Source organism: Streptomyces changanensis, assembly GCF_024600715.1.
Taxonomy (GTDB): Bacteria; Actinomycetota; Actinomycetes; order Streptomycetales; family Streptomycetaceae; genus Streptomyces; species Streptomyces changanensis.
Map to the genome: position 1 here is coordinate 3,535,776 of NZ_CP102332.1, position 21,232 is coordinate 3,557,007.

A 21,232-nucleotide genomic window follows, 5' to 3' on the forward strand; every position below is an offset into this window, starting at 1 on the left:
GCCCCCTATCCCCCGAGCCGGTCCCGCCTCGTATCCCGCCCGCACCGTCGGCACCCGTCCCGCGCCGCCCGCCCCCACGGGGGCCCTGTCCCGCGCCGCCCCACCGGGCACCGCCTTGCGCGCCGCACGCCGGGCACCGTCCCGCGCCGCCCCCCCGGGCCTGGGCCCCGGCCCGGTCCCGTGACGGCGACCGGGCGGGGCGGTCTCACACCGCGCGGTGCAGGAGGAAGGCCACCAGAGCGTCGAGGTCACCGGCGGCGCCCGGGGTGAGGGGCGCGTCGTGCAGACAGGCGCGGGCCGCGGCGAGGTGATGCCGGGCCTCCTCCAGCGTCGCGGTACGCCCACCGGCCCGGTCCACCAGCTCCGCGGCGCGCGCGGCGGTGCCGTCCCCGTGCGTACCGGCCGCGTCCGGGCCGTCGCCGGCGGCGCCCGGGGTCTCCAGGAGCGCGGCCAGTTCGCGGGCGGCGGGGCCCCCGGCGGTGAGCGCGGAGAGCACCGGGTACGTCTTCTTGCGCCGCCGCAGGTCGCCGTGGACCGGCTTGCCCGTCACGGCGGGGTCGCCCCAGATCCCCAGCAGGTCGTCGACCGCCTGGAACGCCACGCCCAGGTGCCGCCCGGCCCGGTCCAGCGCGGTGACGGTCGCCTCGGGCGCCCCGCCCAGGAGCGCGCCCAGCGCGGCGGCGCAGCCGAGGAGGGCGCCGGTCTTGTGCTCGGCCATGGCGCGGTACTCGTCGGGCCGCACCGCGCCCGGCCCGGTCCAGGGCCGGTCCTCGAAGCACAGGTCCTCCGCCTGGCCGCGCACCAGGTCGGTGAGGGTGTCGCACAGACGGCGCACCGCGGCGCCGGTGTGCTCGCCGGGGGCCTCGGCGAGGGACTGCACGGCGAGCGCGAACAGGGCGTCGCCGGCGAGGACGGCGGGCCCGGTGCCGTACGCCTTCCACACCGTCTCGCGCTGCCGGCGCATCGCGTCGCCGTCCATGATGTCGTCGTGCAGCAGCGAGAACGCGTGCACGAGCTCCACCGCGACCGCGCCGGCCACCGCGACGCGCCCGTCGGCGCCGGCGGCCTCCGCCCCCAGCACGGCGAGGGCCTGCCGTACGCCCTTGCCCTCCGACGCCCCCGGGTCGGGCGTGCCGGCGACATCGCTCCACCCGAGCGAGAACGCGGCCATCTCCCCGGTCCAGGGGTGGAGTCCCCCCACGGCGTCGGCCAGGGCGGGCCGCACCAGCGCACGGCAGCGCGCCAGGACCCCCGCCGCAGCCGCAGCGCCCACCGCGTCGGAAGCGTCCACCATGTCCGCGTACACCCCGTCCCCGTCCCCACCCCCGCCCCGGCACCTGCTTCCGTTCCCGTCTTCGTCTCGGTCCCCGTCCCCGCCGCGTCGTGCGGAGGGCGTGAGGGGCAGCGGGGGAGCAGGCGGGGCGCTGCGGGCCGAAGCGGTCACCGGTACGGAGGTCATCGCGGGGCCTCCTCCTCGCCGGACGGCAGTGGTCCGGCGCCCAGTTCGGCGGCCGCCTTCTCGACCATGTCGCGGGCGTGGCGCAGCCCGATGCGGTTCAGCGTGTCGCGCAGTTCGGCGAGCTCGGCGGCGGTCTCCGCGGTGTCGCGGCCGAGCCGGGCGAGGGCCTTGGCGAGCCCCAGCCGGGACAGCGCCGTGCCGCGCGGCTCGTCCATGGCGCGGAACTCCTCCAGCGCCCCCGCGTACCTGTCCCGCGCCTCGGCGTACCGACCGGCCCGGTACAGGACGTTGCCGCGCATCTTGTGGTTGTACGCGAGCGCGCTCGACAGCTCCATCTCACGGCAGGCGACCTCGGCCTCGGAGAGCAGCGCCAGCGCCCGCTCCACGTCCCCGTCCCGTACCGAGACGACGTCGGCTATGCCGCGCAGCGCCCACGCCCGGCCCCGCCGGTCGTCGGCCCGGCCGGCCGTCTCGGCGGCCTCCTCGAACAGCTCCAGGGCCCGGTCGTACGAGCCGGTGTTGCGGTGCATCTGCGCGATGCCCTCCAGCGCCCACACGGTGTGCCGGGCCTCACCGCGGCGGCGGGCCTCCGCGAGGAGCTGCTCGTGCAGCTCGCCGACGGCCTGGTAGTCACCCTGTATCCGCCCGGTCTCGGCGAGCCCCGCGAGGGAGTAGCCGCGGACGACGACGTCCCCGCCCCGCTCGCCCAGCTCGGCCGCGAGCCGCAGCAGCCGGTACGCCAGCGCCAGGGCGCCCCGCTGCCGGGCGAGCGTGCCGCCGCTCCACATCGCCCAGGCCATCGCGCCGAGGTCGCCGGCCTCCCGCGCGGCCCGGTAGGAGGCCTTCCACGCCCCGTCGGCCTCATCGATCCGCCCGAGCCGCCGGCACGCCTCCGCCACCGCGAGCCCGCACCGCGCCACCTCGCGCAGTTCGCCGGCCGCCTCGGCGGCGCGGAGCTCCCGCACGCCCTTCTCCAGGACGTCGGTGAGCGAGGAGTTCACCGACAGCGACCCGAGCGCCCCCTGGTACTCGGGCGCGAACGCCTTCCCCCGCGGCCGCCCGGCCGCCCCCGCTCCGCGCCGGTCCGCCCCCACCGTCTGCGTTGTCTGACCCACTGTCACACCCGTTTCCCTGTGCGTTCCTTACCGGTCAAGACGGTATGAGGGCGGGGAGGTTCCACGAGTCCCCCTCCGCGCTGGTCAGGGGTCATACCTGAGTGCTACACGGGTGTGCGCCCGTCGTCACCGCGACGTACCCGGAAGGGCCCACGGGGTACTTGAGACGGACTGCCGGACTGCCGAACCGCCGGACTGCCGGGCCGCCGGACCGACGAGCCCCGAACCCGGAATCCCCGGCCCCGGAATCCCCGGCCCCCGAACCCCCGGTCCCGGGCCCCGCAGCCGTCAGCCGGTGAGGGCCGGCACGTCCAGGGCGGCGAGACGGGTGGGGTCGATGAGGAGGTCGAGGCGCGTATCGCGCCCCTCGATGACCGTGAACGCCAGCCAGATCAACGGTTGCGGCGCCTGCGAGTACGGGGGGCGTCGTGAGCGCGCGGAAGGCGGGGGAGACCGATGAGCGGCTGCACCAGGTGGCCGCCTGGCGCGAGGCCCCGTTCTTCACCGACGACAGCGAGCGCGCGGCCCTGGCCCTCGCCGAGGCCGCCACGCGCCTCGCCGACCGCGAGGGTCAGGCAGTACGGGACGACGTCTTGGACGTGGCCGCCGACCACTTCGACGAGCGGCAGATGTCGGCCCTGAGCCTGATGATCGCCGCCATGATCGCCGCCACGACCTTCTTCAACCGCCTGAACGCCCACGGTCCGGGAACCCGCCGGCGCGACCTGGTGACGCGGGTGGCCGGGGGCCGGGGGCCGGGGGCCGGAACCGGGGCCCAGGGGATCCGTACCCACCCGGGCCGGCCGGACGGCTCCGGGAGGCGGGCGAAGAAGCGCCCCGCGCGCGCACGGGGCCGCGCCCACGCGCCCCGGCCCACATCCACGCCGCGGGGTCCCTCCCCTCTTCGCGTCTTCGGGCGCAGTCAACCCGGTCGTGTCTGCTTCAGACGGGTCACGACGGCGCCGTGGCCCTCCTGCACCGCCTCGACCGCCGTCTGGTGCAGGGAGCGGCTCTCCTCCTCGGAGTGGCACGGGACCGGGCTGCCGGACATCGTGTACCACTCCGAACCGCCGCTGTACTGGACCGCGACGTCCGCCTCGGTGCCGTACCACGTCGTGTGCACGGTGAGGTCCCCGGTGAGGACGCCCAGTTCCTCCGTGCGGACGCCCCCCGTTCCCGCGATCACGTTGACCGTCGTCCACGAAGCCCAGCCGGTCATGGCCGCACCCCTTTCGCCGTGCCGAACACGCCGCGGCACGGGACGCGGCGCCGGCCGGGGCCCTGGTCGGGCGCCTGCGGGCGGGTCCCGGTGCAGCCGGGGACGTGCCTGGGTCCTGCAACCACCATGCGCTCGTCGGCGGACGGCGTCGACCCGAACGGGTGACACCCGCCGGAAAGCCAGGGCCCTCGCGCGCAGCCGCGGCGCATCGGCGCGTATATCCCGGGCGAAGGCGGGGACCCGGAGAAGAAGAGCGGGAAAGCACGGAAGAGCGGGAAAGCACGGAGGATGGGGTGTACGCGTATGACGACGCGCCATGCGGTGCGAACGGAAACCCCCCGGATCGGTGTCCGCCCCGTCGACGAGGTCGAGTCCGCGTACCGGACCCTCGCCGCGGAGGCGACCGGGCCCGGGCGGGACGCCGGCGGCGGCCGGGCGCTCCGGGACAGCGACAGGCCCCGCGCCCTGCGGGAGGGCGCCACCGAGGCGTACCGGTGGGCGCTGGCCCGCGCCCCGCAGGGGCCCATCACGGGCGTACGGGGCCGCGACGTGCCTGACGTGTGGCGGCTGACGGCGGAGGTCGACGCGGCGGCGGTCCTGCTCGACGACCCGGCGTGCCCGCACGAGGCACGGGAGTACGTCCGCGGGGTGCACGACGCGCTGGCGTGGCTCTGCGGCCACAGCGACCAGCGCGTCTGACCGCGACGACCGGCACGTCTGACGCCCCCGGCACGTCTGACCACGACCGGCGCGTCTGACCACGCCTGCCGCTCCGGTCCCGCCGGACCCGACGCCCGCTCCTGCCGGGCCGGTCCGCCAAGTCGTCGCCGACCCGCAGCCCGCCGGACCCCGGTCTTCAGGTGGTCTCCGGCCGGAGCCCGCCGGGTGGCGAGGTACCACAGAGCCGCGAGTCGGCCCTGGGGCCCGGTCTCCGCAGGCCTGACGTCCCCTGGCTCGGCGGCGCACGCCGTGCGGGGCCGCCCGTCCCGAGCCGGCGCGAGCGGGGCCACTTCGCCGGGCCGATCCGCCGGCTCAGTCGCCCGGGCCGGCCCCCGACGAGCCGGAGCCGTCACCGGATCCGGAGACGTCCGGGGGCCCGGCACCCTCTCCCGGCCCGGCACCGTCTCCCGGCCCGGTGTCCTCGGGGTCGTCCCGACGGAGTTCGTCGTTGATGCGAAGGGCCTCGGCCAGGTCGTCCTCCAGGACGATGATCCGGCACGCCGCCTCGACGGGCGTGCCCTGGTCCACCAGCTCGCGGGCCCGAGCGGCCATGCGCAGCTGGCGCCGTGAGTACCTGCGGTGCCCGCCGCCGGACCGCGGCGGTGTGATGAGCCCCGCCTCTCCGAGTGCGCGGAGGAAGGCCGGGGACGTCCCGATCAGCTCCGCGGCGCGCCCCATGCTGTACGCGGGGTAGTCGTCGTCGTCGAGGTTGTCGGCGGGGGTGCTGCGTCGCGCTCCTGGAGCCATGCGCGCCTTTCGTCTCGGGCGTCGTGCCGGGCGGCCACCGGGACGGCACCCCCCTCACGCGCGAACCGTAACCGCCGCGGGTGGCGAATGTCTGTTCCGGCCGGTGCAGATTCGCGGGCGGGGCGGCGGCAGCTTTTCTCCCGCAGACAATTCGACGCCGGGAATTATGGGTCCGTGCGGCAATGCCGTGCTAGCCTCGAAGGAGTTGCAGTTGTGGTTCCCAGAGCTTCATGTGCCCCCCCGCCCCCCACGGGCGGAGGAGCACTTTTGTGTGGCCGGTTCTTCCGGCGGGGTAATCATCGCGGCGACGCGCGGCTCACACGGTGTGGGTCCGAATATCCCCCTGAGGAGATAATCATGGCTACTGGCGTAGTGAAGTGGTTCAACGCTGAAAAGGGCTTCGGCTTCATCCAGCAGGACGGTGGCGGCGCCGACGTGTTCGCCCACTACTCCAACATCGCGACCTCCGGCTTCCGCGAGCTGCAGGAAGGCCAGAAGGTCACCTTCGACGTCACGCAGGGCCAGAAGGGCCCGCAGGCGGAGAACATCCTCCCCGCCTGACGACGTAGGCGTTACGACGCCGCCGGGGCCCGCACCATGGGTGCGGGCCCCGCGCCGTTCCCCGGCGCCGCCGTTCGGCTCGGCGTGCCGCCCGCCCGGCTGAATCGAGGGCCGTGAATTCCTCGATCCCCTGTTTGAGGAATGTCTCCATGGCCCGTACTCCCCGCTCCCGGGGCAATCACTCGGGAACCCGCCAGGCTGCCCCGGCACCCGCCGGACGCGTGCGGAATGACCGGACGGACAACAGTCCGAAGGGCGCGAAAAGCGCGCGGACGCGGGGCGGCAACCGCTCCACCCCGCCACCGCCCGGCGATTTCGCCATGCCCGTCACCCACACGCCGTCGCTGCCGCCCGTCGAGTCCTTCGCCGACCTCGGCCTGCCCGCGCCGCTGCTGCGGGCGCTCGAAGCCGAAGGCGTGACCGCGCCGTTCCCCATCCAGGCGGCGACCCTCCCCAACTCCCTGGCGGGCCGCGACGTCCTCGGCCGCGGCCGCACCGGCTCCGGCAAGACCCTCGCCTTCGGGCTCGCCGTGCTCGGCCGGCTCGCCGGGACCCGCGCCGAGCCCCGCCGGCCGTCGGCGCTGGTCCTCGTCCCCACGCGGGAACTCGCCCAGCAGGTGACCGACGCGCTCGCCCCGTACGCCCGCGCGCTCGGCCTGCGCCAGGCGACCGTCGTCGGCGGCGTGTCGATCGGCCGCCAGACCGCCGCCCTGCGCGGTGGCACGGACGTCCTCGTCGCCACCCCCGGCCGCCTCAAGGACCTCGTCACGCGCGGCGACTGCCAGCTGGACGACGTCAGCGTCACCGTCCTCGACGAGGCCGACCAGATGACGGACATGGGCTTCCTGCCGCAGATCACCGGCCTGATCGACCAGACCCGGCCCGACGGGCAGCGGCTGCTCTTCTCCGCCACCCTCGACCGCAACGTCGACGCCCTCGTGCGGCGCTACCTCACCGACCCGGTCGTCCACTCCGTGGACCCGTCGGCGGGTGTGGTCACCTCGATGGAGCACCACGTCCTGCACGTCCACGACACCGACAAGAACGCGACGGCGACCGAGATCGCCGCCCGTGACGGTCGCGTGATCATGTTCCTGGACACCAAGCACGGCGTCGACCGGTTCACCAAGCACCTCCTCAAGAGCGGCGTGCGGGCCTCCGCGCTGCACGGCGGCAAGAGCCAGCCGCAGCGCACCAGGACCCTCGCCCAGTTCAAGGAGGGCCACGTCTCGGTGCTGGTCGCGACGAACGTCGCCGCCCGCGGCATCCACGTCGACGACCTCGACCTCGTCGTGAACGTCGACCCGCCCGGCGACCACAAGGACTACCTGCACCGCGGCGGCCGCACCGCCCGCGCCGGCGAGTCGGGCAGCGTCGTCACGCTGGTCCTCCCGCACCAGCGGCGCGACGTCGACCGCCTGATGGTGCACGCCGGCATCAAGCCGCGCACCACCTCCGTCCGCTCCGGGGAGGCCGAGCTGACCCGCATCACCGGCGCCCGTACGCCGTCCGGCATACCGGTCGTCGTCACGGTCCCCACTCCCGCACCTGCCACGGCGGCGAAGCCCGCCGCCGCCGGCCGCGGACGACGCGGCGGGGCACGGCGGGGCCGCCGCCCGGCGCGTGGCGCAGCGAGCACCCAGCGGTGACCCCGCGCGGCGGCACCCCACACACGCCGCCGCGCACCCCACCCGGACGTCCCGACCCGTCCACCGACCGACGACACGACCCTGCGAGGCCGCCATGCGCTGTGTGATCGCCAGCTTCCCCTTCGACTTCGTCCCAAGCGAGGTGCAGACGCTGATGGCCGGCGTCACGCCCGAGCCCGCCGTGGGGCCCTGCGCGGTCATCGGCGACCACACCTACCCGGTCAAGCAGGTCGGTGAGGTGATCACCCGGCAGGACCGGCGCGACTTCACCGCCGCCGAGGTGACCCGGGCCCTGCGACGCCTCGGCTTCACCTGCGTCACCGCCCCGACGCCCTCCGCCGACCCGCTGGGCTGACCGCACGCACGCCGCGGCCCCGGCCCGGTGCCGGCCGACCGGTTTGACGTACGTCGACATGTGACGCGTCGCACATGGCGTGCCGCGCCGCAGGGCACGCCGAAGCGTGCCGTGGCGGAGCCGTACCGTGTGCGAGGACGTTGCGTGCGCAGCCGTGCCGCGTGTGCGGACGGGGGCCGAGTGCGCGGACGGGCCGCGTGCGCGGCGTGCCCGTACGCGGAGGCGTACGGCGTGATGCCTCCGGCACCGTGCGGCGCGCGCCGCACGACATCGCGTGACGCGGGGGACGAGACGTGGTGGGGGCGGCCGGGGTCCGGCCGCCCCGGCCGCTCAGTCGTCCGTGTAGCTGAAGTCACCCACCGTCCACGCGTTCACGTCCGCGATGGCCACGCGGTACATTCCGCCCGTCTCCGGGATCCCCAGGGTGCCCTGGAGAATCCGCGCCACGTGGAAGTGCAGATACGTCGGGGCCGCGTCCTTCTCGGGACGCGCCTCTTCCGGCGGCGACGCGAACCCCGCGGCGAACGCGCCGAGTCGCTCCGAGTCCCGCAGGACCTCCGCCACCCGCTGCCGCCACGCGGCCTCGGGGGCGAGCCGCCCGGTGATGACCGCACCGTTGACCACGACGGTGAGGGACATCTGATTGGACTGCTCCGTTTCCACGGTGGCCGCGACGTTCACGAGCAGTGCATCAGGCTTCGTCATGCCCCGAACCTACAATCCCCGGCGGCGAAGTGGTGCCCCCGCACCCAAGCCGGCTCCGCCCGGCCCGCCCGGGACGCCGCCCGCACCCCACCCCGTACCCCCGTCGTCACGCTCCGCCATCAGCCGGCGCCGGTCGTCCCCGGTGTGCACGGCGCCCCGGGTCGGCGCCTGCCGGTGGCCCGAGCCGTCGCCCCACCCGTGGTGTGCGGCGGTCGCACGGGCCAGGCCGGGACACGACCTGGCCGACCGCCTCGAACCCCTCCTCCGGGGAGAGTTCGACCCCGTCGGGCCCCCGCCCCCCGGACCTCGTCGGGTACGCGGCGGCGTCGATCAGCCGGTTCGCGCCGGGCGATCTCCTGCCTCGTCGCGGCACGCGGGGGTGAACCGGCCCCGGCAGCCGTGTCCGGAGCCCGCCCGACCGGTGTTGATCACCCCGTGAACGACTCGACGACCTGCCCGATACTGCCCCTTGAGCCCCTTGAGCCCCTTGAGGGCCTTGATTCCCTGGCGCCTCGCGCGCCCCTCGCCGGCACGCCCGGCACTCCCGGTCCCGCATCCGCGCTGCCGCCCGCGCCCGTCGCCCCCGCCGGGCCCGTCGCCCCGTATGCGCTGCCTGCCCGGCCCGCGGCGCCCGGTGGCGCCGGTGTCCGCTCCTGTACGACCGCCGCCGACACGCTCACCATCCGGCTCGCCGGCGAAGTCGACCGGTACAGCGCCGCCCCGCTGAGGGTGGTGCTGACGGTGGCGGTCGTCTACGGGTACCGCGGACTCGTCCTGGACGCCACGGCGGTCACCTTCTGCGACTCGGCGCTCCTCGATGTCGTTGCGTGGTGGCAGCGGGACCGGCGGCGGCTGCGGCTCGTCCCCTCCGGGGCGGTCGACCGCCTGCTGCGCGCGGCCCGCGCGGCGGGCGCCGCACCGGTCATCACCCCCCACCGGCCGGAGCGGACCCACCGGCCGGAGCGGACCCACCGGCCGGAGGGAGCCCACGGGACGCAACAGGCCCCCGGCCGGAGCGGAGCCGCCGGACGAAGGTGACCCGCCGGGCGGAGGTGACCCGCCGGGCGGAGGTGACCCGCCGGGCGGTGGGTCCGCTCCGGCCGGTGGGGCCGCGCCGGGCGGCGTCGGGGGCGTGCACCGCGCCGGCGGCCTCCGGCTCGGGCGCCCCCACTGCCCCCACCGCCACCACGGGCGTCCCGGCCGCATCCGCATCCACATCTGTATCCGCGTCCGCGGCGATGTCCGCGGCGGAGTCGGCGATGTCAGCAGCGGCGTCGGGGGCGTTCTGGCGGCGGTGTGCGCGGACGGCGTGGGCCACGGCCGCCGCCCACACGGCGCACACCAGCGCGTACACCGCTCCCTGCGTGGCGCCCCCGGCCGAGACGCCGTCGGAGCGCAGCAGCGTCCGGACATTGGTCAGGACGATGAGACCGCCCACGGCCGCCCCGAGCACGCGCGCCGGGAGGTGGCGTACCAGCCAGGCGGCGAGCGGCGCGGCGACGAGGCCGCCCGCGAGCAGGGCGGCGGCCCAGGTGGGGTCGATGCCCTGCGAGCCGAGCCCGACGAGGAAGCCGAGGCTCGCGGCGACCGCGACCAGGAACTCGCTGGTGTCGACCGAGCCGATGACCTTGCGCGGCTCCAGGCGGCCACCGGCCAGGAGGGCCGGGGTGCCGACCGGGCCCCACCCGCCGCCGCCCGTCGCGTCGAGGAACCCGGCGGCCACGCCGAGCGGTGCGAGGAAGCGTCTGCGCAGGGGCTTGCCGACGTTGCCGGTGGGCAGGCCGAGCAGGGTGAAGCGGCCGAGCACGTAGAGGCCGAGGCCCAGCAGGATCAGCGCCGTCAGCGGCGCGGCGAGGGCGGTGGAGAGGCCGGACAGGAAGGTCGCGCCGGCGAAGGCACCGACCGCGCCGGGAACGCCGATCCGGGCGACGACCTTCCAGTCGACGTTCCCGAACCGCCAGTGGGCCGCCCCGGAGGCGAGCGTGGTGCCGATCTCCGCGAGGTGGACGGTCGCGGAGGCGCCGGCCGGGTGCGTACCGAAGGCGAGCAGCAGGCTCGTCGACGTGACGCCGTAGGCCATTCCCAGGGCACCGTCGACGAGTTGCGCGCCGAGCCCCGCCAGGGCCAGCAGGACCAGCGTCTTCACGGCCGCCTCCAGACCACCCGGTCCCCTACCGGATGGGTAGGAATACTGACGGGCCGTCACCGCCCACGCAACCGGGCGGTCGTCCGGCGGGCGGTGCCCCCTCGCCACGCCCTGGGGGAAGGGGCGCGGGGGCGGGGTGGCGCCTCAGGGGTTGGACCAGGCGGCCGGGTCCTCCGCCAACGCGCCGACGGACGGGGGCAGCTCGCCCGCCGCCACGTCGGCGAGGGAGACCCCTTCGAGGATGCTCCGCACGTTCGCCCGCAGGGCGATCCACAGGGGCAGCAGCGACTCGGCGGGGCCGCTGTAGGAGAGCTCCGGCGGGCGGACCCCGCGTACGGAGACCAGGGGCCCGTCGACGGCCCGCACCACGTCGGCGATGCTGACGTCCCGCGCGGGCCTCGCCAGCCGGTAACCGCCGTTGACACCGCGCTGGCTGACGACGAGCCCGCCACGGCGCATGTCGTTGAGGATGCCTTCGAGGAACTTGTGCGGGATGTCCTGCGCCTCCGCGATGGCCTCGGCCTTCAGGTGCGCCGTCGGACCGGCGGTGGCGAGCAGCAGCGCGGCGCGCACCGCGTAGTCCGCCTTGGCCGAGATTCGCATGGGTCCATTATCCCGTCCGCCCGTCCGCCCGTCCGCCCGTCCGCCCGCCCGCCCGTACGCCCGCCCGCCCGCCCGTCCGTTCGTCCGCCCGTCCGTCCGCACGTCCGCCCGGCGGGGCCTGCCCGTCTGCCTGGCGGCCCGTCTGGCGGCGCCCGCCCGTCTGCCGGCTCGCCCCCCACCCGTCCGCCCGCCGTCCACCCGGGCCGCGGCCCAGGCCGGCCGTGCCCGGACGCGTCGGGTGGACCGTCACGCCCTCTCATTCCCTAGGAAAAAGGTAGGGAAGCCTTGACGGTGGTGCCGGGCGGCCCGAGGATGTCCCCATGTCCTCGACGCAGCAGCCGCTCGTACGCCGCAGGCATGTCGACCTCCGTCGCGTCGCCAGTGCCATCTGCCGCTGCGCGTAACCGGGTCCGCCCCGCCCCCTCCCCGTGCCCGCGGCACCGTCGCCGCGCCGCGCTTCCCGTCGACCGCCACCGCCTCCGCAGCCCGCGGCGACGTCCCGCCCTCGCCCCGCCCGGGCGCCACGCCGTCCCCGTCCCGTAGGTCCGCGTCCTGTCGGACCGCAGGGGCCGGGGCCGGTACCCGTGCGCCAGCGCGAGCGCCCCCCGCCCGTGGGTGCCCACGTGGCATCACCCCCGACCGACCGAAGGGGTTCACCGTGACCACCGCACCGTTCGCCGCCGACCACCCGACCACCGCCCCCCGTCTGCGCCTGGTGGGGCCCCGTCCCGCCGAACCGCACGTCGGCTACCTCGTGTTCCTGCCCGACGGCGTCGACCCCATGGCGCTGCTGACCACCCACGGCGTACGACCGGAGGTCCACCGGCTCGCCCCCCGGGCGGCCCCGGTCACGGCCCGGCCGCCCGTCCCCGGTCCCACCGCCGGCCCCACCACCGGCCCCACCGCCGGATCCGCCGCCGGCCCCACCGCCGGATCCGTCACCGGTTCCGGGCAGGTGTACGCGGACGACGCGGTCCGCGTCGACCCCGACCGGCGGACCGTCCACGTCGACGGTGTCGAACTGGACCTGACCTACCTCGAGTTCGGGCTCCTCGCCCACCTCGTCGCCCACCCGCACATGGTCCACTCGCGAGAGTCCCTCGTGTCGGGGGTCTGGGGCTACGGGTACATCGGCGACGGGCGCACCGTCGACGTCCACGTGGCCCGGCTGCGGCGCAAGCTCGGCCCCGCGCACCGGGACCGGATCGTCACCGTCCGCCGCGTCGGCTACAAGTACGTGCCCGACCACCGGTGACCGGCCGGGCCGCCCCCGCCCCGGCCACGTCGCCGCCGCGGTCGCCGATCGGCTCCACCGGGCCGTCCCGGTAACCCCTGCCCCCGCCCGGTGCGCCACCGCCGGGCGGCCCATCCACGCCCCGGTCCGTGCCCGCCCGCGCTCCGCTGCGGAACGGCGGTGACGGGAGGTGGCGCCCGAGGCCCCGGGGGGTGATCGCCCGTCAGCCGGGGACGACCGCCCGGGAACGGCCACAGCCCCACCGGCGCGGTGGACGCGCCGGTGGGGCTGTGGTTCCGCCCGCCGGCCGGGCCGGCGGACGGGGGTGTGGGTCCTGCCCGACGGCCGGGTGGGCCGAAGGGGGTGTGGGTCCTACCCGTCGGCCGGACGGGCCGACGGGCGTGTGGTCCTGTCCGGCGGTCAGACCGCCGCGGGAGGAGCGCCGAGCAGGGCGGAGGCCCGCTCGACCCGCCCGGCGGCGGCGAGGTCGGGCTCCGCCTGGGGGTCCGGGGCCGGCCGGCAGGTGAAGCCGAGGTGGGCCATGGCCCGGGCGACCTCCCCGGCGCTGAAGTCGCGCCGGTCCTGGCGGGTGATGACGGCGCCCACCTGCATGACGGGGTAGCGGCGGCGTCCGATGGTGACGGACTCACCGGTGACCGGTTCGGGCTTGATGCCCTTCATGGTCTCCAGCACGCCGGCCTTGGTCAGGTAGAACGGGAAGCGGGCAATGACACAGCGCACGGGAGCCTCACAGGGAGAGGAGGGGGAGGGGGGTCCTCGTCGCGACCGGCGAAGTGGACGGTCCGTGTCCGCCGAGGACGTCACGCAGACGCACCCGGTCGGTGTACGAGGGGCTGTCGCGGACGGCGTCGAGCCGCCGCCGGGTGACCACGCCGGTGCAGCGGCCGTCGTCGTCGCAGAGGAGCAGGTACCCGGAGCGGGCACCGGCCATGACCGACAGGGCGACCTCGACGGTCATGTCGTACCAGACCCGCGGTCCGGCCTCGTACGGGGCCGCGACCACCGTCCGGGAGGCCGCGGCGCCGCCGGGGGCGGGGAGCGGGAGCGGGGGAGCCGGTGTCACGGAGTACCTCCTGCGGGAAGGGGGCGGGCGCCGGCCGGCCCCGCCGGGGTCAGTCGGCCTGCGCCGACGGACCCGGACGTGAGCCGACCGGGACGGGCCCGCCCGGACCCGGTCCGCGGGTCGGGCCGGCCGTGCCGGGGGCTCAGGCGGCCGGTCCGGCGACGGTGCGGCGGCGACCGGCCCGGCGCGAGGACTGCGAGGGGCGGCTGCGCCGCGGGCGGGACCCGGCGTCGCGCTCGGAGCGGGCGGGCACGGGCGCGGTGATGACCACGGGGATGCCGGACGGCGCCTGCGCGCCGGTGATGCGGGTCAGCTCGGCCTCACCGGAGCGGACCTCGGCGATCCGCGGGCGGATCCCGGCGTCCGACATGAGCCGGGCCATGCCGCCCCGCTGGTCGGGGGTGACGAGGGTGACCACGCTGCCGGACTCGCCGGCGCGGGCGGTGCGGCCGCCGCGGTGCAGGTAGTCCTTGTGGTCGGTCGGCGGGTCGACGTTCACGACGAGGTCGAGGTTGTCGACGTGGATGCCGCGGGCGGCGACGTTCGTCGCGACGAGCACGCTGACGTGCCCGGTCTTGAACTGCGCCAGCGTGCGGGTGCGCTGCGGCTGCGACTTCCCGCCGTGCAGCGCGGCGGCCCGTACACCGCTGCCCAGCAGGTCGCGGGTGAGCCGGTCCACGGCGTGCTTGGTGTCCAGGAACATGATCACGCGGCCGTCGCGCGCGGCGATGTGCGTCGTGGTGGCCTGCTTGTCGGCGCGGTGCACGTGGAGCACGTGGTGCTCCATCGTGGTGACGGCGCCGGCGGACGGGTCGACGGAGTGCACGACCGGGTCGGTCAGGTAGCGGCGGACCAGCAGGTCGACGTTGCGGTCGAGCGTCGCGGAGAACAGCATCCGCTGCCCGCCGGGACGCACCTGGTCGAGCAGGGCGGTGACCTGCGGCATGAAGCCCATGTCCGCCATCTGGTCGGCCTCGTCCAGCACGGTGATGCCCACCTGGTCGAGGCGGCAGTCACCGCGCCCGATCAGGTCCTTGAGCCGTCCGGGCGTGGCGACGACCACTTCGGCACCGCCGCGCAGGGCGCTCGACTGCCGGCCGATCGACATGCCGCCGACGACCGTGGCGAGCCGCAGCTGCAGCGACCTGGCGTACGGGGTGAGCGCGTCGGTCACCTGCTGGGCCAGCTCGCGGGTGGGCACGAGGACCAGGGCGAGCGGCTGGCGGGGCTCGGCGCGCTGCCCGGCGGTACGGGCCAGCAGCGCCAGCCCGAAGGCGAGCGTCTTGCCGGACCCGGTGCGCCCGCGGCCGAGGACGTCCCGGCCGGCGAGGCTGTTCGGCAGGGTCGCGCCCTGGATCGGGAACGGCACGGTCACGCCCTGGGTCCCGAGCGCGGCGAGCAGCTGCGCGGGCATGTCCAGGTCGGCGAACGCCTCGACCGACGGCAGGGCGGGAGTGATCGTCTCGGGGAGCGCGAACTCCCCGTGGACGGTGGCGCGCCGGCGGCCCTGACCGCCCCCGCGACCCTGCCCGCCGGTGCGGCCCTCGCCGCCGGAGCGGCCCGACTGGCCGAAGCGCCGGGCGCCTCCGCCGGAGCCGACACCGCCGTCACGGGTGCGGGAAAAACGGTCGTTCCTACGTGTGCGATTCATGCGGAACCTTCCTCGATGCGGCACATATCAAGGAATTCCCGCAGCATGGGAGCAGCACGGAGAATAGCGAGAATGGGCCGGGGTGAGCGCGGCGACGAATACGCCCGGTGGAGTGCCGGGCGGAAGGTCGGGGGCGCTGAATTGGTGACACGCCGTGCGGACGGTGTCCGGTGCGCGGGCCGCCGTTCGGCGGCTCTGTGGGGCGGGTCCGGCGCGATGGGGATGCGCGGACCGACCGATGATCTTCCCGCAGGTGTGGACACCGCGGGATATGCGTGCAGCTGAGGCCCGCACCCCGAAGGATGCGGGCCCCAGCTACGTCGTGCTCGTCGCGTGTCAGGCGAGGACGATGTTCTCGGCCGTCGGGCCCTTCTGGCCCTGCGCGATGTCGAAGCTGACCTTCTGGCCCTCGTTGAGCTCGCGGAAGCCCTGCGCCGAGATGTTCGAGTAGTGGGCGAACACGTCAGCGCCGCCACCGTCCTGCTCGATGAAGCCGAAGCCCTTTTCCGCGTTGAACCACTTCACGGTGCCAGTAGCCATGTCATATCTCCTTTGGGGCACATCGGGATCCACACTGCGCGGATTCCGTGTCGCCGCGATGATTACCCCACCGGAAATGACCGGAAATACAAAGCGCTCCCGGCTGCCCGAAGGCTGCCGGGGGCACTTGAAGTTTGGGAACCACAACTGCAACTGGTATCGACAGTAGCACGCTTCGACGGCCGGCGGGTGTTCCATATTTCCCACGCCGTGTTTTCCCGAAAATACTCATCGCGCGGTCCGGCAAACTCTGGCACCGCGATGACAGATATTCCCCATCCGCCCATCGAGCCCCGAACCCGCCGCCCCGGAAACCGCCCCCACCCCACCCCTCCCACCCCCGCGCCCCTCCCTTCCCTGCTTCCCCTCCCTCCTCGCCTCCGGGGTCTCCCCCTCCTCCCCGAATCGCTCACGAAGATCGTCGAGAACGCCTAGGCTGCCTGGGTGACCCTTCACGTCGTCGTCGGATTCGGGCCCGCGGGGGCGGCCACCGCCCGCCTGCTCGCGGCGCGGGGGCATGCGGTACGGGTCGTCACGAGGTCGGGCCGCGCCCCGGAGCCGGGCATCGAGCACGTGGCGCTCGACGCGGCGGGCGGAGCCCGGCTGGTCGAGGCCGTACGGGGCGCGACCGCCCTCTACGGCTGCGCCGCCCCGCCCTACCACCGCTGGGCCACCGGTTGGCCGCCGCTCGCCGCGTCCCTGCGCACGACGGCCGAGGCGACCGGCGCCGTCCTCGTCATGCTGGGCAACCTCTACGGCTACGGCCCCGTCGACGGCCCCCTCACCGAGGACCTCCCGCTCGCGGCGACCGGCCCGAAGGGGCGGGTGCGCGCGGAGTCCTGGCAGCGCGCCCGGGACCTCCACGAGCGGGGCCGGATCAGGGCGGTCGAGGTACGGGCGTCGGACTTCTTCGGCCCGGGCGTGACCGACGGCGGCCACCTGGCGTCCCGGGTCATGCCGCGTCTGCTGTGCGGGAAGCCGGTCTCCGCCCTCGGTGACCCGGCCGCGCCACACAGCTGGACGTACCTGCCCGACGTCGCCGCGGCCCTGGTCGAGGTGGCGTCGGACGAGCGGGCCTGGGGACGCGCCTGGCACGTCCCGACGCTGCCGCCGCTCTCCGTCAGGGCCATGGTCGACCGCCTGGCCGGCGAGGCGGGCACGGCCCCGGTCCCGGTGCGCGGGCTGCCTCCGACGGCTCTGGCCCTCGCGTCGCTCTTCTTCCCGCAGCTGCGGGAACTGAAGGAGATCCGCCACCAGTTCGACGGCCCGTTCACCGTCGACTCCACGGCCTACGAAGCGACCTTCACGACCCGCGCCACTCCGCTCGACGCGCAGGTGGGCTCCACGGTCACCTGGTGGCGCCGACACCTGTCGACCAGGCCCTGACCCACCAGGTCCTGACCCACCAAGCCCCGACCCGACCGGCCCTGACCCACCAAGCGCCGACTCGACCGGCCCTGACCCGCCGGCTCCTGACCCGACCGGCGCGGGGGCCGGGCCCCGCCTCCGGCTCCGACGGCCGGGTTCGCGTCACACCTCGTCGGACTGTGCGCGGCCCTCGGTGGACTCGCTGGCGGCCAGCCACGAACGGGCCGGCTCCGACGTCTGGGTGGTGTCGACCGTGAGGTGCAGCCGGGTCCCACCCTCGGCGTCGGCCGGATAGCTGCGCTGCTCGCCGGCGGAGAAGGCCCGCCGCAGCACCTCCGCGACGCGCCGGGCCACCTCGGGCTCCGCGGCGACGATCCGCACCTCGGCGTGCCCGGCGGGGGGCCTGCTCTGCGAGGAGTCCATCCTGAAGCCTCCGTGTGCTCATGAACATGGCCGACACCAGGACACCGCACCCTCGTGCCTGCCCCGCCGAACCGGCCGCCGACAACGCGACGGTGCTCCCGGCGAACCGCCCGCGAACTCCCCTACACCCTACTCCGGCACCCCCCGCCCCACGGGGACTCCGCGCCTCACTCCCCGTGACCGTCCTGCGGTTCGTGGAGCGTGACCTGCCGTACGAACCAGGACAGCGCGGCGTGGACGTCCTCCGGGTGGCCGGCCAGCACCTCCAGCGGGAACGACGGGCGCAGCTCCAGCTTCGCCTCGGCCAGTTCGACGCCCGGGACGGCGTTCAGCCGGGACATGAACTCCCGACGCAGTCCGCTGTCGTCGAAGGGCGGCCGGGACCGCATGTACTGGAAGACGACCTCCACCGTGCCGAAGACCGGGTACAGGGTGAACGGCCAGATCGCGCCGGCGCGGGACGCCGTGTCCCTGCGCAGCATCAGGAAGCAGCTGGTCTCCGCCGCCTTGCCGTAGTCGAGGTGGCAACCGGGGGCGAGCTCCTCCCACGAGTGGAGGAAGGACAGGATGGCGTCGGCGGCGTCCGGCCGGTTCTCCCGCAGCAGTTCGGCGAAGCGGGCGGCGCGCGCCTGCACGGACCGGCCGGCGGCCACCGACTCGGAGGACCCGTTCGTCGAGCCGACTTCCGGCACTTCCTTGCCGAGGAGCGAGGCGAGGTCCTCCGCGGTCAGGCGGTGGGAGCCGCGGGCCCTGCCGCTGGCGTCGAAGGGGACGCCCTCCGCGTGCAGCAGCGCGAGCGGGTTGCCACCGTGCTCGTCGCTGGGCCAGCGGAACGACGCCGAAACCCGCCCGGCGGCGGTCAGCACCCGGTACGCCCCGTGCACGCCGGCCTTCGTGGCGAGGAAGTTCCCGACCGGGACCGGATGGCTGCCGATCAGCTCGGCGATGTCCCCGTACGTGGTCCAGGTGCCGGTGGGCATGGCGATGAGCGCGGCGCGCAGATCGGCCCAGCCACTCCACTCCGCGCTGTCCGCGTGCTGCTCTCCCTCCGGGCCGGGCCACAGGGCGACGGCGCGCGCGGCGAGGTTGTCGGCCCGCTCCAGGATCTCCTTGCGTCCCCACCGGGGCGTCGCGGCGATCTCCTGGTTCATCCGCAGGGAACTCGCCTCCAGGATCTGCTGCTTGCGCTGGAAGGGGTGGTTCGACAGCTTGGAGTTCTCGGCGGAGAGCGTCAGGTTGCCGAGGGTGTGCACGAGCAGGTCGTGGAGTTCCTGAGGGGTCTGGCCGTCGTCCGAGTCCTCGGCGAGCATGTCGAGCCACGCCTGCGCCGGCCGCTGCGGCAGCACATGTTCGACCGTCAGCTTGGCCCTGCCGTAGTCCACCGGCTCCGCCGAGCCGTAGCTCTCCTCCAGCCGCTGCAGGACGTACGCGCGCTGCTGCGCCTGCCCGTTCCAGTAGAACGGCTTGCTGCGGACCGCCTCGGCGACCTCCGCGTCGGTGGGCCAGCCGCGACGCCGGCTGGACAGGTACCGCTGCACCGCCTCGGCGGGGGGCCGGTCGCGCTCCATGTCTCCCGGCATCGACATGAAGAGCCGGTTGAGGCTCTGCGTGCTCGCCTGGCACAGCATCCGCCGCACCAGGAAGCCCTCGACGTAGCCGAGGGCCTCGGCCGCCTCGTCGGCGCCGGCGTTCCCGGCGTCGACGAGGTCGAGGAGGTGGAGGGCGATCGGATAGTGGATGCGCCCGCCCCAGCTGGCCAGGTGCCGCAGCCGGCGGCGCAGTGCCTCGTTCGGTTCGAGGGAGGGATCGAGGATCCGCCTCAGCAACTCGGCGCGTCGGGCGAGTTCGGAGATCTCCTTCTCCAGCGCTTCCTCGTTGCCCGCGAGTGGTTCGAGCCGCTGCTGCTGGACGCGGTAGATGTCGGTCTGCTTCGTCTTGCTCTCGCCGCGCACGACGAGGTCGAGCCAGACGAGGAGCTCCAGGTTCTTCGGGCCCAGCTGCTGCTGCATGGGCAGCCACAGCTGCTCGTAGACCCGCTCGCCGCGGCCGGGGAGCAGCATGAACACGTAGTTGCGCAGGAGGTCGCTCTGGCTGAGGCCGACACCGGTGTTGTTGATGGACTCGAAGATCCGGTAGACGTTGTCGCCGCGCTCCGCCGTGATCTCCACGATGGACAGCAGGTCCCGCAGGGCTATCTCCACGGCCGTGGTCCAGCCTTCGCCGTACTGCTCCTGCCCGCTCGCCAGCACGCCACGGAAGAAGCGGTGGGCGGCCCCGACGTTGTCCGCTCCGCCCGAGCGCGGGCTGTGGGAGACGCAGGCGCCGTAGGACGGCCGGTCGGCCTGCGTGGGCAGCAGTCGGAAGTGCTCGTCGCCTTCCAGGAACTCGTTGACCAGGTACTGGCGGTGGATGCGGTCGGCGGTGCGCGCGGAACCCTCCACGGACGAGTCCCGGATGTGATCGCGCAGCGCCGTGAACGCCAGCATGATCGTGGTCAGTCGCTGCTGGCCGTCCACCACGAGCCACCGCTGCACGCCCCCCGCCTGCAGCTGTCCGGGCGCGAGGACGACGGAGCCGAGGAAGTGCGAGGCGGGGCTACCGCCCTCGAGCTGCTGCTCCACCAGGTCCACGAGATCGTCCCAGAGCCGCTGCAGTTGGGGCCGGGTCCAGCTGTACGTCCGCTGGTAGAGCGGTACTTGGAACTGCTTCTCCCCTTGGACGAGCTTCAAAAAGGTGATTTCCTGCGCGCGCAAGGGCCGGCCCCTCCTCCGATGCGGACGTCCCTCTTGTCGGCGTTGCGACCCGCGACGTCTTCCCGCGACGAGCGTAGTGCGCGGTACCGGCCCCTGTGGTCCGATCAGGGAGGATGCGCTCGGGCCCGGGAGGACGTGGCGTCCCGGCAGCCGGCGGCCGGCAGCCCTTGGGCCCGTCCTCGGCCGTCACCGCCGGGCACGTCACCGGGTGCGGCGGCGTCCTGCGGTCTTCGTCCGTACGGCGAGGTAGACGACCTCCGCCACGACGATCACGATGCCGATGATCAGGAGGTAGAACAGCCCCTCCACGACCACGCCGATGAGCCCGAGGGCGACTGCCACGAGGAGGAGGAACAGGAGCAGGGCCATACCGATGACACCTCCGAAGGTGCGGGGCGCCCGAAGGCGCGGGGCCCGGGGTGGGCGGTCAGCGACGTGCGAGCTGGCGTTCGCCGCCGACGCCCGGCCGGTAGGTCAGGTCGTAGTGCTTGAAGACGGCCTCTTCCTCCTCGGCGGGCAGGACGTCGTCGGTGCCGATGGCGGGCGCGTTCTTCACCAGGCTCTTGGCGTGGGCGACCCGGACGTACCCCGGCCCGACGACGGCCTCGCCGATGGGGACGAAGACCAGGCGCCGACGGGAGGGGAGGCCGATGCGGACGGTGGCCATGGCGGGTTCGTCGGTGGTGGTGTCGACGTAGACCGCTTCGAGTTCGCCGATCTTGTGCCCCTTCGGGTCGATGACGTCGAGGCCGCGCCACTCGCGGATGTCGGCTGGTTGGATCATGTCCTGCTCCCTGAGGGCGGGATGACATCGACACAACGACCCCGGCGTATACACACCGGGGCCGCCCTTCCGGGTCGGTCGCACGTGAGAGTGCGCCGGCCCACTTCCAGGGTAGG

The 21,232-nt window shown here is 74.8% G+C and carries 24 protein-coding genes; 8 read left to right on the forward strand and 16 right to left on the reverse strand.

Features of this window, described 5'->3' with window-relative positions; all coding sequences use genetic code 11:
* Positions 1-205: 205 nt before the first annotated feature.
* From NRO40_RS15700 to NRO40_RS15715, 4 genes are all read right to left on the reverse strand, one after another.
* Positions 206-1,294 (reverse strand): polyprenyl synthetase family protein, encoded by a 1,089-nt coding sequence (locus NRO40_RS15700; protein ID WP_058945010.1) that lies wholly within the window; start codon positions 1,292-1,294, stop codon positions 206-208.
* A gap of 161 nt (positions 1,295-1,455) precedes the next feature.
* Positions 1,456-2,553, reverse strand: coding sequence for a tetratricopeptide repeat protein (locus NRO40_RS15705; RefSeq protein ID WP_257375571.1), 1,098 nt, complete (start codon positions 2,551-2,553; stop codon positions 1,456-1,458).
* Positions 2,554-2,966: 413 nt separating this feature from the next.
* Positions 2,967-3,275 carry a hypothetical protein gene (locus NRO40_RS30800; protein WP_157901969.1) on the reverse strand — a complete coding sequence of 103 codons (309 nt, stop codon included), beginning with the start codon at positions 3,273-3,275 and terminating at the stop codon, positions 2,967-2,969.
* A gap of 221 nt (positions 3,276-3,496) precedes the next feature.
* Entirely contained in the window at positions 3,497-3,793 is a 297-nt protein-coding gene (locus NRO40_RS15715; protein WP_058945420.1) for a hypothetical protein, read from the reverse strand.
* A gap of 321 nt (positions 3,794-4,114) precedes the next feature.
* Here NRO40_RS15715 and NRO40_RS15720 point away from each other — a divergent pair, with 321 nt between their 5' ends.
* Positions 4,115-4,492: a hypothetical protein gene (locus NRO40_RS15720; RefSeq protein WP_157901968.1), complete on the forward strand. Its 378-nt coding sequence runs from the start codon at positions 4,115-4,117 to the stop codon at positions 4,490-4,492.
* A gap of 333 nt (positions 4,493-4,825) precedes the next feature.
* On the opposite strand, the gene NRO40_RS15725 is transcribed toward NRO40_RS15720, so the two are convergent.
* Entirely contained in the window at positions 4,826-5,260 is a 435-nt protein-coding gene (locus NRO40_RS15725) for a MerR family transcriptional regulator (protein WP_058945418.1), read from the reverse strand.
* Positions 5,261-5,617: 357 nt separating this feature from the next.
* Between NRO40_RS15725 and NRO40_RS15730 the strand changes: the two genes are divergently transcribed.
* The 3 genes from NRO40_RS15730 to NRO40_RS15740 all read left to right on the forward strand — a co-directional run bounded on the left by NRO40_RS15730 (position 5,618) and on the right by NRO40_RS15740 (position 7,825).
* Positions 5,618-5,821, forward strand: coding sequence for a cold-shock protein (locus tag NRO40_RS15730; protein ID WP_010468045.1), 204 nt, complete (start codon positions 5,618-5,620; stop codon positions 5,819-5,821).
* A 149-nt stretch (positions 5,822-5,970) separates the two neighbouring features.
* Positions 5,971-7,470 carry a DEAD/DEAH box helicase gene (locus NRO40_RS15735; protein WP_058945417.1) on the forward strand — a complete coding sequence of 500 codons (1,500 nt, stop codon included), beginning with the start codon at positions 5,971-5,973 and terminating at the stop codon, positions 7,468-7,470.
* A gap of 94 nt (positions 7,471-7,564) precedes the next feature.
* A complete protein-coding gene (locus tag NRO40_RS15740; protein WP_058945416.1) occupies positions 7,565-7,825 on the forward strand; it encodes an SCO5918 family protein in 261 nt (86 codons plus the stop codon).
* A gap of 330 nt (positions 7,826-8,155) precedes the next feature.
* Here NRO40_RS15740 and NRO40_RS15745 read toward each other — a convergent pair whose 3' ends face one another.
* Positions 8,156-8,530 carry a hypothetical protein gene (locus tag NRO40_RS15745; protein WP_058945415.1) on the reverse strand — a complete coding sequence of 125 codons (375 nt, stop codon included), beginning with the start codon at positions 8,528-8,530 and terminating at the stop codon, positions 8,156-8,158.
* A 435-nt stretch (positions 8,531-8,965) separates the two neighbouring features.
* Between NRO40_RS15745 and NRO40_RS15750 the strand changes: the two genes are divergently transcribed.
* Positions 8,966-9,568 (forward strand): STAS domain-containing protein, encoded by a 603-nt coding sequence (locus NRO40_RS15750; RefSeq protein ID WP_257375434.1) that lies wholly within the window; start codon positions 8,966-8,968, stop codon positions 9,566-9,568.
* On the opposite strand, the gene NRO40_RS15755 is transcribed toward NRO40_RS15750, so the two are convergent.
* Together NRO40_RS15755 and NRO40_RS15760 are read right to left on the reverse strand one after the other, a co-directional pair.
* Complete coding sequence (locus NRO40_RS15755; protein WP_257375435.1) at positions 9,456-10,676, reverse strand: sulfite exporter TauE/SafE family protein; 1,221 nt, start codon at positions 10,674-10,676, stop codon at positions 9,456-9,458. The two genes, NRO40_RS15750 and NRO40_RS15755, sit on opposite strands and share 113 nt — an antisense overlap.
* Before the next feature lie 144 nt (positions 10,677-10,820).
* Positions 10,821-11,279, reverse strand: a complete 459-nt coding sequence (locus NRO40_RS15760; protein WP_058942408.1) for an RrF2 family transcriptional regulator — start codon at positions 11,277-11,279, stop codon at positions 10,821-10,823.
* 320 nt (positions 11,280-11,599) lie between these two features.
* On the opposite strand from NRO40_RS15760, the gene NRO40_RS30805 reads away from it, so the two are divergent.
* A complete protein-coding gene (locus NRO40_RS30805) occupies positions 11,600-11,683 on the forward strand; it encodes a putative leader peptide (RefSeq protein WP_408057087.1) in 84 nt (27 codons plus the stop codon).
* Between the two features lie 254 nt (positions 11,684-11,937).
* Positions 11,938-12,534: a winged helix-turn-helix domain-containing protein gene (locus NRO40_RS15765; protein ID WP_058942409.1), complete on the forward strand. Its 597-nt coding sequence runs from the start codon at positions 11,938-11,940 to the stop codon at positions 12,532-12,534.
* A 399-nt stretch (positions 12,535-12,933) separates the two neighbouring features.
* Here the strand turns inward: NRO40_RS15765 and NRO40_RS15770 are convergent, their stop codons facing one another.
* The 4 genes from NRO40_RS15770 to NRO40_RS15785 all read right to left on the reverse strand — a co-directional run bounded on the left by NRO40_RS15770 (position 12,934) and on the right by NRO40_RS15785 (position 15,788).
* On the reverse strand, positions 12,934-13,254 hold the full coding sequence (locus NRO40_RS15770) for an SCO5918 family protein (RefSeq protein ID WP_058942410.1): 321 nt from the start codon (positions 13,252-13,254) through the stop codon (positions 12,934-12,936).
* Between the two features lie 7 nt (positions 13,255-13,261).
* The gene (locus tag NRO40_RS15775; RefSeq protein ID WP_232791083.1) at positions 13,262-13,492 is read right to left on the reverse strand and encodes a CBS domain-containing protein; all 231 of its coding nucleotides are present in this window, start codon (positions 13,490-13,492) and stop codon (positions 13,262-13,264) included.
* A gap of 247 nt (positions 13,493-13,739) precedes the next feature.
* Positions 13,740-15,248: a DEAD/DEAH box helicase gene (locus NRO40_RS15780; RefSeq protein ID WP_058942412.1), complete on the reverse strand. Its 1,509-nt coding sequence runs from the start codon at positions 15,246-15,248 to the stop codon at positions 13,740-13,742.
* Positions 15,249-15,584: 336 nt separating this feature from the next.
* Positions 15,585-15,788, reverse strand: a complete 204-nt coding sequence (locus NRO40_RS15785) for a cold-shock protein (protein ID WP_058942413.1) — start codon at positions 15,786-15,788, stop codon at positions 15,585-15,587.
* Between the two features lie 444 nt (positions 15,789-16,232).
* Here NRO40_RS15785 and NRO40_RS15790 point away from each other — a divergent pair, with 444 nt between their 5' ends.
* Positions 16,233-17,174 (forward strand): NAD-dependent epimerase/dehydratase family protein, encoded by a 942-nt coding sequence (locus NRO40_RS15790; RefSeq protein ID WP_058942414.1) that lies wholly within the window; start codon positions 16,233-16,235, stop codon positions 17,172-17,174.
* Positions 17,175-17,318: 144 nt separating this feature from the next.
* On the opposite strand, the gene NRO40_RS15795 is transcribed toward NRO40_RS15790, so the two are convergent.
* The 4 genes from NRO40_RS15795 to NRO40_RS15810 form a co-directional block, all read right to left on the reverse strand.
* Entirely contained in the window at positions 17,319-17,579 is a 261-nt protein-coding gene (locus tag NRO40_RS15795; protein WP_058942415.1) for a hypothetical protein, read from the reverse strand.
* Positions 17,580-17,746: 167 nt separating this feature from the next.
* On the reverse strand, positions 17,747-20,332 hold the full coding sequence (locus tag NRO40_RS15800) for a GmrSD restriction endonuclease domain-containing protein (RefSeq protein ID WP_058942416.1): 2,586 nt from the start codon (positions 20,330-20,332) through the stop codon (positions 17,747-17,749).
* Between the two features lie 201 nt (positions 20,333-20,533).
* Positions 20,534-20,701 (reverse strand): hypothetical protein, encoded by a 168-nt coding sequence (locus tag NRO40_RS15805; RefSeq protein ID WP_198549343.1) that lies wholly within the window; start codon positions 20,699-20,701, stop codon positions 20,534-20,536.
* 58 nt (positions 20,702-20,759) lie between these two features.
* Positions 20,760-21,116 (reverse strand): PRC-barrel domain-containing protein, encoded by a 357-nt coding sequence (locus NRO40_RS15810; protein WP_058942417.1) that lies wholly within the window; start codon positions 21,114-21,116, stop codon positions 20,760-20,762.
* Between the last annotated feature and the right edge of the window lie 116 nt (positions 21,117-21,232).